11 protein-coding genes are annotated in these 13,747 nt (G+C 51.5%); 8 read left to right on the forward strand and 3 right to left on the reverse strand.

Going from position 1 to position 13,747, the window contains the following annotated elements:
- The first annotated feature begins 382 nt into the window (after positions 1-382).
- The 6 genes from CMUST_RS05825 to CMUST_RS05845 all read left to right on the forward strand — a co-directional run bounded on the left by CMUST_RS05825 (position 383) and on the right by CMUST_RS05845 (position 7,139).
- Entirely contained in the window at positions 383-643 is a 261-nt protein-coding gene (locus tag CMUST_RS05825; protein WP_047261720.1) for a hypothetical protein, read from the forward strand.
- Between the two features lie 360 nt (positions 644-1,003).
- Complete coding sequence (locus CMUST_RS05830; RefSeq protein ID WP_083987707.1) at positions 1,004-1,504, forward strand: GtrA family protein; 501 nt, start codon at positions 1,004-1,006, stop codon at positions 1,502-1,504.
- A 215-nt stretch (positions 1,505-1,719) separates the two neighbouring features.
- Entirely contained in the window at positions 1,720-3,855 is a 2,136-nt protein-coding gene (locus CMUST_RS05835) for a hypothetical protein (RefSeq protein ID WP_047261722.1), read from the forward strand.
- Positions 3,856-4,031: 176 nt separating this feature from the next.
- The gene (locus CMUST_RS15890; RefSeq protein WP_052844556.1) at positions 4,032-5,057 is read left to right on the forward strand and encodes a hypothetical protein; all 1,026 of its coding nucleotides are present in this window, start codon (positions 4,032-4,034) and stop codon (positions 5,055-5,057) included.
- Positions 4,999-6,147 carry a hypothetical protein gene (locus CMUST_RS15895; RefSeq protein ID WP_144414136.1) on the forward strand — a complete coding sequence of 383 codons (1,149 nt, stop codon included), beginning with the start codon at positions 4,999-5,001 and terminating at the stop codon, positions 6,145-6,147. Before CMUST_RS15890 ends, CMUST_RS15895 begins: the two co-directional genes overlap by 59 nt.
- On the forward strand, positions 6,144-7,139 hold the full coding sequence (locus CMUST_RS05845) for a hypothetical protein (RefSeq protein ID WP_047261723.1): 996 nt from the start codon (positions 6,144-6,146) through the stop codon (positions 7,137-7,139). The genes CMUST_RS15895 and CMUST_RS05845 overlap by 4 nt, the downstream gene beginning before the upstream one ends.
- Before the next feature lie 5 nt (positions 7,140-7,144).
- On the opposite strand, the gene CMUST_RS05850 is transcribed toward CMUST_RS05845, so the two are convergent.
- Positions 7,145-7,537, reverse strand: coding sequence for an MmcQ/YjbR family DNA-binding protein (locus tag CMUST_RS05850; protein WP_047261724.1), 393 nt, complete (start codon positions 7,535-7,537; stop codon positions 7,145-7,147).
- Positions 7,538-8,050: 513 nt separating this feature from the next.
- On the opposite strand from CMUST_RS05850, the gene CMUST_RS05855 reads away from it, so the two are divergent.
- The gene (locus CMUST_RS05855) at positions 8,051-10,111 is read left to right on the forward strand and encodes a TerD family protein (RefSeq protein WP_144414137.1); all 2,061 of its coding nucleotides are present in this window, start codon (positions 8,051-8,053) and stop codon (positions 10,109-10,111) included.
- Between the two features lie 52 nt (positions 10,112-10,163).
- On the opposite strand, the gene CMUST_RS05860 is transcribed toward CMUST_RS05855, so the two are convergent.
- A complete protein-coding gene (locus CMUST_RS05860) occupies positions 10,164-10,586 on the reverse strand; it encodes a hypothetical protein (RefSeq protein ID WP_047261726.1) in 423 nt (140 codons plus the stop codon).
- Positions 10,587-10,784: 198 nt separating this feature from the next.
- Positions 10,785-11,762, reverse strand: a complete 978-nt coding sequence (gene dapD, locus CMUST_RS05865) for a 2,3,4,5-tetrahydropyridine-2,6-dicarboxylate N-succinyltransferase (RefSeq protein ID WP_047261727.1) — start codon at positions 11,760-11,762, stop codon at positions 10,785-10,787.
- Positions 11,763-11,991: 229 nt separating this feature from the next.
- Here dapD and CMUST_RS05870 point away from each other — a divergent pair, with 229 nt between their 5' ends.
- Complete coding sequence (locus CMUST_RS05870) at positions 11,992-13,731, forward strand: hypothetical protein (RefSeq protein ID WP_047261728.1); 1,740 nt, start codon at positions 11,992-11,994, stop codon at positions 13,729-13,731.
- The last annotated feature ends 16 nt before the right edge of the window (positions 13,732-13,747 follow it).

Below are 13,747 nucleotides of genomic sequence, written 5' to 3' on the forward strand. Positions count from 1 at the left end.
GAGGGTTGCGGTTTCCGTGAAAGTTGTAAGGAATGAAAATCCGCCGGTTATCGTTGTGCCTCACCAGCCCCTTAAATTACAACAACGAAATGAGCAGGTCAATGGGTGTGGGAAACCTAACACTCAAGGTGAGGGGAACACTCATGTAAGTGGCAGCCATTTCATGTGCGCGTCTTTGACAGGGCCTTTTCTAGAACATATTCGTGGGCAAGTCTTAACAGTGGGATTGTAATCAGCGCGCTGTTACCCGAGAAGTGGTTTGGCTGATGTGGTGCAAACCCAAACGAATTGATTTTTCTTACAATGCTTAGTCCAACAGTATAGAAGCTCTTATACAATCGGGTGGTGTATGTTCAGCCGTCACAACTGTGAGGGGAAAACCATGTCGCACCAGCGTAGTTTCATAGCCACAACCGTCACCGGACTACTCTTCGGCGCTTCGGTGCTTTTTATCGTGATAGCTGTTCTTTTTGGTATCTCAGCTATCACCGATCAACCGGTAATCATTCCCGGAATCGTGAGCGGGCAAGTACTCAAGGAAAACGATATCCCAGCAGTGTATTTTGACCCCAACGGCCAAGGAATCATGCTGGTTATCCTCGTCATTGCGGTGAGTTACATCGCGGCGTCTCGTTCGCGTTGAGATGTAGGCGTGCGTCTAATACCTAATATTATGTTGTAGCTTTATCCCAACATAAATGAACGTCAGTGGTGGTGAGGAAAGGGACTTCGTGAACCTGAACCTGGTGTGTGAAGTAACGGATGCCTGCGGTTAAGCGCCTCACCAGGGGATAATGTTGGCAAATTGTGGGTGGATAGTCAAGGGAAAACTTTTTATTTGTAAGGTTAATCGTCGCGAAATTCTGATTTCTACCGTAACTAACCGCGAAAAATCAGGCGCACAGAGTACACTTATCGAAGTTAACTGAAGTTTGAAAGAAAGCGCGCACAGGTGAGTTCCACACGAATCCGACGCAATATCCGCCAATTCATCCAATTTGGGATGGTGGGTGGTTCGGGCGTTTTCGTCAACCTTATTGTGGCGTTTTTATCCAAAAAAATCGCCGGCTGGGGGTGGGGAATAACCGAGCATGATGTGTTTATTAATCTGCTTGGCACGCAGTTTAATATCCGTTGGTACCACGTATTTATGACCATCGCTTTCGTGGTGGCCAATACTTGGAATTACCAACTCAATCGCATGTGGACGTTCAAAAGCAGTTCCGTTAGCTGGTTGCGGGGTTTCTTCCCATTTCTTACCACAGGTATCTTGGCGTTCTTGGTTAGCCAACTTATCGCCACATTATTGATGAATCCCACGTCACCGATGGCGCTTTCCAGCGAGCTTTTCGACGACTCCACTGGTTTCCGAACGAAGTTCTACTGGGCGACGCTGATTGCTATTTTCTTTTCAATGCCGGTGAATTTCATACTCAATAAGTTGTGGACATTCCGGAAACAGCCGCAAACGAAGCTTGTCGTTCATACCGATCCGGTTGGGTAGTTATCGCTTGGAGTCGGTATAGCCGAAGCTTTTCACGTGCTGCCAGTTCAAACGGAAAACTTTTGCAACCGTACACTTTCTTTAGTTTAAAATTCGCTTCTTTGTGGGTGGTTTTGCGGGGGACTTGTGGAGGGTGTGGTTGACAAGGTAAAGGCATCGTGAGAATCTGTAACGCTTGCCATACGGCAGGCAGTACAGATGAAAGGAAAGTTGTAGTGACTACCGTTGCGATGCTACGTCGGGGTGTGTTTGTTGTTCCGGAACCTTCGCCTAACGGGCACCCGGAACCCGCCAGCCCGCGTCAGGTTGCAACCGCAGCGGTGGAGCTGTTGCGGTTGGGCTTCGGAGCTGATGTTGATCAGTTGCAACATCTGGATGCGATGTCGTTGAAATACCTCGTGTGGCAAGCAGCCATCCTTATGGGTGGTGATCGGCTCTGGCGTCCGCTATTTCCAAACTTTCCGGAGGAGCAACTATCCGTACATGCAGCGGCGCGTATGCGTTCTAAGTGGAAAACCAATCTGGAAGATCAAGCATGGAAGCAGCTGGTGGAAGAGGCAGCAGCACTTAGCATGCATGAGGACTCGGAAGAGATCTGGCCGGAAAATCTGCGGCCATTGCAGGCATTTCGGCCAACGATGGAAACACTTATCACGGAGTGGGAAAAACCTGTAGGTTTAAGCGAAACAGACCACCAGTTTGTACTAGACGTGGCTACGTATATCCCGGAGAACGTTTTGCCCTCGGTGTATGCCGCGACGTTCCATCGAGGGGAAAACCTAGCGATAGCTTTGGAAGCATTACTCCTGGTTGGGCACGACGCCAACGAGGTATGCAATGTGGGGCTTGCCAAAGCCCGCAACGTCGATGATCTGCTCCGCGTGGTGCTGGCCTGCTACTGCCAAGACCCGGCCCGGAGCCGGGACTTGCAAGCATCGCCGGAATATCCGCTGCTAGTTAAACCCATTCCGCGGAAAGTGCGACGCACCATCGTGCTGGCGTTATCGGTCTTTGACAACGCATCGAACCTCGACTTGCTGCACAAACGTCGAGTCGCGTGGCGGCGGGTGTTAAGGCGCATTCACCCGTATGACTTCCCCGAGCACACGTATGCCACCACCCAATTGGACGTGGTGTTTGCAAATAGTACTTATCGCACTAAAAACGCACAGGTGGAAGATGCCCTAGCAGCAGGCGACGTGGTGAGTGCCTGCGCATTGTTGGCAGATAACCCAGGTAATCTGTTGCGGCGATTAGCCCACCTCATGCGCCTTGCAACTTTTCGACGCACCAAAGGTTGGCAGGCAAAAGCGCGGGCAGTGGAAGAAGCCGTGGCCAAAGCTGCACCGCATGCCAAGCTGAGCACGCTGATAACACTTAGAAATGGCCTTAACAACCGAGATACTGATGTAAAGCTGACACAACTGGGAGACCGGACTGTACTGCGTACCACATCGAAGAAGAAACTTGACCCCAACCACCATCGGAAAGTGATAGCCGCCATTGATGCGGCAATTTCCCACCGGTTAACGCTTATCCCGCCACCACATCACCCACTTCCGATTAGTAACCGGGAACCGGTACTGACGGGGCGCAATCAGGCGTCGAAAAGCATAGATCAGTGGGTACGCGGGCAACGGATCAACCTTGGTAAACCCGCGCCGGGAACGGTGCTGCGGATCTTTAGCCATTGGCACGGATCGAACGTGGATCTGGCGTTGAGCTTGGCCGATAGCAACCTCAGTAAACAAGTAGCCTATGTTGACCACAGCACACCCCGGGGCAGGTGGGGTGAGACGCTACGCCATTCCGGCGACGTGACCGATGGGTCGTATCCGCGCGGCGGATGCGAGTTTATCGATGTAGCTATAGGCGACCGGGATTACGGCTACGGTGATTGTGATCCGGTGCAGGAAGTGTTACCGGCGGCCCGGTACCTCATTCCGGTGGTCATAAGCTTTGATGCAGGCACATTCGATACCTTGGATTGTTTCACCGGGGCGATGTTGCGTGACGAACCGTTAACCGGTGACGTTTTTCAGCCGCGAACGGTCAAGGCAGCAACAACGATTACCGCTCGTAGCACGGTAGTTGTCCCGTTCGTGGTTGACCTTGATCGGATGGAACTGATCTGGCTCGATGCATCGGCAGGTACCCGGCGCGGCTACACGTCGGTGACCGGGGGTAATATTCCCGCGCTGGTCAAAGCGGAGCTTAGCCGGTTGTCTACTCAGATCACGGTGGGTGACCTGCTTAGGTTGTGGGCCAACGCTCATGATCACCCCACAGTGGCGGAAGAGCAGCTGGAGTTTAGCCGCGATCTTATCAATTCGCTTTTAGCCGCCGTGTAACTGTGTCATACTGGTGTACTGGCGAGGCCATAGATATTCGTTACTTCTTCCTTGTGATGGATATTTTCACGGGTATCACTTTCCTCGCCTTCTTTATAAAGCGTTATGACCTCCGCCAGAGTGGCTGAAAAGCCGCAGTTACTGGCGGATTTTTAACGTAAGGAGCGTGGTTAATCGTGACCACCGTGGCTATGATTCGGCGCGGAATCATCGCAGCGCCCAGGAAATCTGGACCATCACCATCTACTCGGCAGGCAGTAACCGCAGCGCTGGAATTAGCCAGATTGGGGTTCGCCTGCGCTCCGGAGCAATTAATGCAATTGGCGCCAGCGCAATTGACCGAGCTTCTTGGCAGCGCGGCGGCAGCAATCGGCGCTGACCGGCGGTGGCAGCCGTTGTTTCCGGGGTTTCCCAAGCAGGTGTACCAGGAATCAGATTGGCAGTTGCTCGCTACGGCGTTGGCACATTACCACTCACGTGGTGAGTTTCGACTAACCGACATCGATCGGCTTTCCGGTGGACCGCTTTGTGATGTTGATTTCGGGCGTCCGCTTCGGAAACTGACGGTGACAACACTTACCGCTTCCACCATCACATCCGAATGGGGGAGCGTTATCGCACCCAGTGGACATGATCGGGATTTTATCCGCGATGTCGCAAACCATATAGATACCGCCATCACTGACGTGTTTAGCGCTACTGATTTCCGTAACGGGGAACAGCTGGCCGCCGCTCTGGTGCTTCTCTCCGAATGCGGTTACCAATCCGCTACCTGTCTTGCCATGGGGTTTACTAAAGCCCGCCACCTTGACGATGTTCTACGCTGCATCCTAAGCACCTACTGCCAGGACGTCGAACGTGGGGTTGACCTCCAATGCTCGGCCACATCTCCGGTGAATATGCGTCCGTTGCCGAGGGAATCGCGGCGGCTGATTGTGGCGCAATTAAGCAAGTTTACAGCCGCGTCTGATGCGGATATGGTGTACCGTCGGCGGAAACTATGGCGGCGGGTATTGAAGTTCTGCCACCCATATGACCACGCAACTGATGCTGCCGCTAGGCATGTCTTAGACATCATTTTCGACAACATGCCCCCATCGCACCACGAATGCGCAGGTAGAGTGCGCATTGGAAACCGGCGATGTGTCCACTGCGCTAGCGCTGTTGCGCCACAGCCCAGGTGGTCTTTTACGGCGGGTTAACCATATGCTGCGCCTGATTGATATGGCGGACGGGGCGCGTCGACAAGCACACACTGAGGCATTGCTGACTACCGTGCGCGCAACCGGCCACCAGGTGCAACTGTCCACCCTTATTTCCGCGTATAACGGGATCGCCAACGGGGAGGCAAAAACGAAAGTCCGGCGGCTTCGCGGCCGCACCATCCTTGCCCGCACTGCGTCGAAACCAGTATCGACGGAATTGGTAACCCAGGCGTTATCCGTGCTGGAAGAATGCATGATCGGGCGGCTACGTGACACAACCACACCACCTGACACCCCGGTACCAACATGCAATACTTGGCCGGTGCAACTTATCCGGCGCGGGGCAAGCGCAAGCCACACCAACCTCATACGTGGGGCACGGCTACCGCTAGGGGAACCACGAACGCTGCGGTTGTTTTTACACTGGTATGGCGACGATATCGACCTCGCCGTATGCATCGCCGACGCCGACTGTGCGCAGCAACTGGCCTTTGTCGATTACACCAACCTTTTCCACAACCCGCTGCGCGAATCCATCGCCCACTCCGGCGACGTCATCTACGGCCCGCACCCGGACGGCGCGTGTGAATTCATTGATATTCGGCTCGCAAGCACCACTGAGCCGACGCTTATCCAGCAACTACCCGAAGCCCGGTACCTTATCGCCAGCGTTATCAGTTTCTCCGGTACCAATCTGGCCCGCATTGATGCATGTGCCGGGGCGATGCTAGTTCACACAGACGACAACGTTTCCCTGTTTCAACCGCGCGCCGTGGCAACCGCCGCGCAGCTTAACGCCGTTTCCACCTCGGCGGTTCCGTTTGTCATGGACTTGCACACGAATGAACTCATCTGGTTGGACAGCTCCATCGGTTTCCAGGAAGGCGGCTACAATGCTGGGGGAGTAGCGCTTGTTGATCTCGTGGCTGCGGAACTAGAACTATTGCGGAACCAATTATCCATCGGACGGTTATTGGAGCTATGGGCCGCAGCGCACAACGCGGAAACTACCAGCGACCCCACCGCGGATAGCGACGGTACCGCAAGCGTCGACTTGGCTCGGCGATTATTGGACGGTGCGAAATGAGCTACATAGATAAAACTTTTGGTCGCGATATCTCGGACGACGATGAGAATGGATTGTTTGTAGAAACACTGAAACAACAAGTACGTGATGTTCGGCGAATCGGCGTGAATTCGGTGGTGACGTCAATCGCCCATGTGGCACAACATGCGACAATGGCCGGATTAGTGGCCGCGATTAACTTTGTGCGAACCGAGGAAAACATACCTAGGAAACTACGGCGAAAACTTGAACAAAGGTTAGAGCACTTTCTTGTTGATAAGCTGCGTGGTATCGCAATTCCGACTCAACCATTACCGTGCTTTTCGACGCGCGTAGTCGATGTCGGCGCTCATGTGCGTCAATGGCAGTGGATTGAAGAAACTCAAAGCAATATTCTGGAAACCATCTGGCCTAGCCTCGACATATTTGAAGTGGGCATAGTTGTTATTGATGCCAATTTGCGACCGCTTAGCGAAGTAATCACGATGGATAACATAGCATTACAGCCTTCTCCCAAAATTTTCAGGATTTGGCCCGGCTGCAGTACGCGATTAGAACGAGAGCTCCGAGTCAGCATAAATCTTGATGAAGTAGCACAGCACTACTACAACTATCGTTATCTTGCGATGGTGGTTGGGCCAGTTTTTGATTCTTGTTTTTCGGTTGAAAAAATCTACTGCACACTACTGGCCAATGAATCGGAATCCCAACGGGAAGAGGAAATCGTCACACCTGACGTAGCGATTCCGTTCCGCCCTGATTGCTCTGGATTGATTCCGCTCATCATTGACGGAATCGAAAAGAAAATACTGTGGTCAACGGCAGAAATTGCGTTACCCACAGTGGCGGAAGAGTTTGCAGCAACAGTGAAGCAGATTATCCGGTTCCAAGTTTCTGCAATGACGTATGGCGAATTATTGACAATGTGGGCCAGAGCTCATTATTCGGAAACTGTGCCAACCCCAGCGCAATCTCACCACATTGAAACCTTGCAACGGTTTTTGAAAATCTAACTCCCCTAAAACGTATCGTTCGCCAAATCAGTGATAAACGTGTGCGGGTTAACCGGCTGGTTCTTCTTTGGAAGTTTTGCAACCACGGCAATGTAACTATCGGTGATTAACTCCGTCAGGGTGGCTGCAGCAATTCCATCGCAAACGGTAATCCAATGCTTTTTATTTACATGCCATCCTGGGGTGATATGCGGCTGGTACTGCCGAATAAGCTGCGGAATTTCCTCCGGAAGCGCTTTTAGCACCACCATCGGTTTGCCGTTTAATAGTCGGGAAAACGCAAAGATTTTGCCGACTACTTTAAAAACTTCCGTGTCCGGGCCAAACGGAAAACTTACAGCTGCACCAGGTAATTGCAAGCACCAATTACGGACCTGATCGAAAAAATCCTCCGCCACAAAACCCTCGCTTCCTTGCCGTCTCGCTATGGAACCACTACATGCAGAGCTTTCTAGGCTAGCAACTTCGCACGTTTAAGTAATTCATTGAATTGTTCTTTGGGATGCGGCGGATTACAGATTGAGTTTGTGCCTATATATGTTCACGTTTTGGATAAGTGATGAATATGGACGACATGTAGCCAAAATGAATATATTTATCCCATGATGGACGTAAGTGCTACTCGGTACATATCGTCATGCAAAATTTTTTATATATTTCCAATCTCAAAACGTGCGGGGGCAAAGCTGGGTCGCTGTAGCCCAAAACCTTGCGGAATCAAATACCGCGTGGTTATTCTTTGTTTTTGGGTTTCTTTGAAGGCTTCATTTCGGTTTTCGTTACTTCATTTTCTACATGACACACGGGAGCCACTTTCCTTAAAGGAACCCTCCTTTTTCAAACCTTTAGAGGTACAACATCACCAGGGATATGAACTCAGCTATGGGTACTACTGCTGGTGAAAGAGGGATATGATGACAACCGTCGCTATGCTGCGCAAAGGGTTGATTGCAAGCACGCCAACCACTCGTAATCGGTGTTCATTGGCCGAAGCCGTCAGCGCGTGTTGCGAACTTATGAACCTAGGTTTTCTAGCCGATCCAGTGGAATTACTTTACTTAGACACTAATGATCTACGAACCGTCATCGGTAACGCAGCATTGGTGGTAGGTAGTGATCGCAACTGGGTGCCCATGTATCCAGGGTTTCCGCAACAAGTCATTGATACTTCAGTCGCGCAACTGCTCTTTGGCCAGTTGGTTCACTATTGCAGTTTCGGGGAGATTCTGCCTGAATTACAGAGGGAGTTTGACCGGTCACCTGACGTATTAATGACTGATCTTAGGCCGCTTAAGGCATTTCATCCCAGTACATCCGACCTGGTGCAGGTGTGGCAGAAACCTTTAGGACTCAGTGACACAGACCGGGATTTTGCGGATGATCTCGCCTTATATCTTGGGCAAGCAGCGGCAACCGCGTTTGAGACCACGACGTTTGTTAGCGGTGAAAACTTCGCTCTCGCCTGTGAAGCGCTCATGGGTATCGGCATTCCGAACGCGTTTGAGTACGGTGCAACCAAACTCCGCAACGTTGACGACTTATTGCGGTTGGTTCTAGCGTGCTTTGGTCGTGGGGCGCGGTATTTGCGCAAAGTTACTGTGACGTCGATCCCTAAAACTTATCGACGTCTCATCCTCGATGAGCTTTCGCGTTTCGACGAGCCACATAACCTTGATCTCTTATATAAGCGCCGCATGCAGTGGCGGGTGGTAATGCGCAAAATTCACCCCTACTCGTTGCCTAATAGGCGTACTGACTTATTGGATATCATTCACAGCAATGTGAAATACGTGACGCTTAATGCACGTATTGAGAAAGCGCTTTTCGACGACGACATAGCCACCGCCTGCGAATTACTCACACATCAGCCCGGCAACCTGATACGACGGTTAGATCACCTCATGCGGCTTATTGGTCACAGACGCGTCGGTACATGGCAGCAAAAACTGGAAGCATTAGACAACGCACTCACGAAAGTGGCGTACAAGGTCAGATTGAGTACTTTGCTCTCAGCGCTAAACCACCTGCGCACCCGCGATGTCACTTTTAAAGTGGTCAAGATTCCTGGCAAAGGAAATGTTCTGCAGCGACTAGAACCCACACCTGTGTTCCCAGCGGTGTTAGAACTGGTAACTGATCGTATACTAACAGCGATCATACATCGGTTACGGCTTGCGTCAGCACCACCAGCGCCAGTGGCCTGCGCATCTGAGGTACCAGTCGAATTAGTACGCCGTGATACTTCCGCCGCAGTAGCAAGACTAAAACGCGGTCAACGAATTGCACTTACCCAAGATTCAGATTCCCCGAACGAACCTCGAATCCGGCCAGGTGTTATTAGGATGTTTGTGCATTGGTACGGCGGCGATGTTGATTTAGGCGTAGTGCTTACAGATAGAACCCTTAAGCATCAAATAGGCTACGTCGATTACACTAATTACTCCGGCAAACCCTATGGTTCGATGATTGTTCACTCTGGTGACATTATTAGCGCGCCTAATGGCGGCTGTGAGTTTGTCGATATTGATGTTGCCGAGCTAAAGAAACAGCATCGCAACGCCCGCTACGCAATATGTTCGTTGATTGCGTATAGTGCGGGACTTTTTAGTGCGATTGATAGTTTCGCTGGTGCCATGGTTCGTATCAGCGGGATGAGCGGTGACATATTCGAACCACGAACCATTGCCACTGCGGCGAAACCCACCGCACCATCGACCAGTTCCATCCCATTTATCATTGACTTAAAAACGTATGAGCTCATCTGGTTGGATTCCTCCTTGGGAACCAGGCGCGGCCGCTACAGTACGGGGAACTCTCTTGCAGCTGACCTGGTTCGATCAGAGATGACAATGCTGGAAAGACGAGTCAGTGAAGGCGAACTTCTTTCTTGGTGGGCACAGGCACACCAGACAGACACCGTGGCAGAACCTGTCGATGACACACAAGTCGAGATGCTTTTAACGAACTGCTAGACGTGGTTGATGATATTTCAAGGTTTTAGGTTCAGTGATTGTAACCTTGTAATCAGATCTTCAAGAAGTTTTGCATTAACGGAACAACTGCAAGAACCGCTAGAACCGCGCCAATCACTGCTCCCAGGAGTCCGGAAATGCCTGCAACTGCGCCGGTGCTGGATTTGGATGTTGAGCTTGATGCTTGCTGTTGTTTGCATTCTTGTAATGCATTTCGGATTTTTCGATCGCCTCGTTTGTACTCTTCACTTTGATTAGAGTTGTCGGTTCTCTTATTGTATAAGTCGATTAGCTCATCGACTTCTTTTGGTGATAAATATATAGGGTCGTAGATCCGAGTTTCCTTGGCGTCTTCAAGTGTTAGATTTATCCGGCAATCTTCGCCGACTTTTTCAACAGTCATTGCGGAAGCTGGGAATGAAAATAATGAAAAAACTGTAATTGCGCAGATCGCTGAAGCCAAAATTTTCTTCATGAGTGTGCATTCCTTTCATTGCAGATGTTTGAGAAGGGGTTATTCGGCACGCAGGGTCTAAGCGTGGCAAACTGCTTACAATTTTATTAAAAAATAATAAATTTTCAATTGGTGGAGCGGGGGTAAACCTGAATTTATTCAATGTAAAACCCACCTAGAACCAGTCGGACACTGATCCTAGGTGGGTTGATTGTGCCCTTAATTAGCGTGTAGTGCCGCGTTGAGCTCCACGGCTTCTGATTTCCAGGTGGTTGCTTCGACCGCACCAGAGATGGAATTGCGGCGGTAGAGCACGTTGCTTGCACCGGAAAGATCAAGCGCTTTGACCGAATCGCCGTCGGCAAGCGAAAGTGCCTCAGCCACCGCACCCCGCACCACAACCTTGGTGCCAGCGGTGACGTACAAACCAGCCTCAATCACGCAGTCATCGCCCAAGGAAATTCCGCAACCAGCGTTAGCGCCTAACAGACAGCGCTTACCGATGGAAATCACCTGCTTGCCGCCGCCGGACAAGGTGCCCATGATGGAAGCGCCGCCGCCGATATCCGAGCCGTCGTCCACGACAACACCAGCGGTGATTCGGCCTTCCACCATCGACGTGCCGAGCGTGCCAGCATTAAAATTGCAGAAACCCTCATGCATCACGGTGGTGCCCTCTGCTAGGTGCGCGCCGAGCCGCACCCGGTCAGCATCCGCGATTCGAACGCCAGTCGGCATGACATAATCAACCATGCGGGGGAACTTATCTGTCGAGTACACCGCAACCGGGCCGCGTGCCATGAGCTTTGCACGAGTCAATTCAAAACCTGCTGGCAAGCACGGGCCAAAATTCGTCCACACCACATTGGCCAGCAAACCGAAAATGCCGTCCAGGTTAGCGCCATGCGGGCGAATCAACCGGTGGGAGAGCAAATGCAGTCGCAGATACGCATCGTAGGCGTCCACAGGAGCCTCATCCAAGGAAGAAATCTGGGTGCGGATAGCAACCCGGCGAACATTACGGTCTGCATCTTCGCCCACCAAAGCGGCGAGTTCAACAGGGGTTTCGGCCGCCTCCAGAACCTCGGTTCCGGTGGTCAGGGAGTCGGAGCCTAATTCGGGGGCGGGGAACCAAGCATCAAGAACTGTTCCGTCATTATGAATTGTGGCTACACCAGTAGCAAAAGCAGAAGTCATGGATAGAAGTGTACTCATTTTCTGTCGGTTTTGCGCCCAGCGCCAGAAGAAAAAACCGCCATTGTGCGGAGAAAACCAGTGGATTTTTCCGCATACGTCCGTTATTCTCAAAAACCAGGCGAGGCCTTAAGCAGACGTTATTTACCCAACTTTGACATACACTACGGCTGCGCTTTTCCTCGCCGCTTGAACTTTCTAGGGGATTTCAAAAGTGTTGACATCACACCACATGATTCGCCGCGGATTCTTTGTGGGGGAGGATCAGCCCCAGCATGTGGCGGCGGAACGCGTGAAAGAGGTGGCAGATGAGCTTTTCAGCGCAGGCTTCGTGGTTGACCTGCACCAGCTGGGTTTTTTAACTCCCTTGCAGTTAGACGTGTTGGTTGAGCAAGTACGAATGGTGGATAGGAGCCTTCGGCCTTGGGACGAAACGCGGCCACCAGCACGTCAAGTGCGTCAAAAACTGGAATTACGCCAGATTGGTATTGAACTTGTCCAACACAGTTGGCAGCGGCCGTATAAAAACTCAGTCGCGGACTGCGAATTCGTCGTAGCAATCCTCGCTGCGTTATGCGGTGACCAGAAAAACCTGCACCCAGATGCGCCATCGTTGTCGGCAGCTATCGATAAAACGGATGCATTAAAGCTTTTCTCCAAAACGTCATTTTCCAATAATCACAATCGCCTTTATGCGATGCATGCGTTGCTTACAATTGGTGCCGATAAAACGCAGGTTATAGCTGCGGGATTGGAACAGTGTCGCAATTCCCGCGAAATGCTTAGCTGCATCCTGCTAGGTTATGCACAACCAGCACCGTTAGCAGCCTTTGCCGTCGACAGGGGCTTGTACCCATACATGTCGATGTTGAGTGTTCCTCGTCGACTACGGGGTGCGATTGTGCAGTCGGTGTCGCGGTGCACCCAAGAATGGGATGTGGGGTTGTTGCTGCGGTATCAGCGGTACTGGCGGCAGGTGTTCGCGAAAGTGCATCCCTACGATGTACAGGGGTGGGAGCAGGCGCGGTTTCAGCTGGATGTGGTGCATGGTAATTGCGAATGGACGTCGCCGGTTAGCCAGCTAGATCGGGCGGTCGCGCGCCGGGACATTTCCGGAGCACTGGCAGTTGCAGCAGGTCATCCGGGGCTATTAGTACGAAGATTACGACAATTCTTAGTAATTATCGACGATGATCCAGCCCAAACAGCCTATCTGTTGCAGCTGGTACGCGAAGTGGGAATTCATGCAGGGACACGGACACTAACGCAAGCATGGACTGCGCTTATGCTTGACGACATTTCCCTGGCCTTTCGTCGCCACCCGTGTCGAATGGTTCAGGTGGAACAGAAAGCTGAAACGGCTGAATCAACACCAAGAGTTCGTGCTGAAATTATCGACCAATTGGAAAAAATTCTAGATAGTAGAGGAAGCTGGCACGCTCAATCCCCATTGAGCGGAACGTGGGAACCACTACCAGATCCGGCACCTGGTGAGTCATTGTGGCTGCATTTGTATTGGGAAGGCTGGGATATGCAGATGCTTGCTTACACCTTCACCGCCGATAAAAGTAGCATTCCTAATAGTTATGCGAAGAAAACACGCTTTTCTTCGATCCGTCCAGGCGTGTCACACGAAGCGATTGAGCTTTCACCCGACAATGATCGCACCATTCGATATATTCTCATCGAAGTTCACAATCTTTCCAATGTTCCGCTTGGCCAGATTACAAACTTTATAGCTGTGGAAGTTGCACCACATGGCCGGACACTAGATACGCAACCAGACAGCGGACGCTCGATGTCGAGTTCGACTAACACGTGTGTAGCTTTTGTAATAGATATGGAAAAGGGAGATTGTCTGTGGCTTGACGCAGAGATCGGGCATCGGACACACGAGTTTTCGATGCCAGCAGCTTCCAGTAAGCGACTCTTGGAAGCAATTTTACATATCAATCCGCTGCCCGAAACCTAAATGGCCATCACAACCA

It is taken from the genome of Corynebacterium mustelae (assembly GCF_001020985.1).
Taxonomy (GTDB): domain Bacteria; phylum Actinomycetota; class Actinomycetes; order Mycobacteriales; family Mycobacteriaceae; genus Corynebacterium; species Corynebacterium mustelae.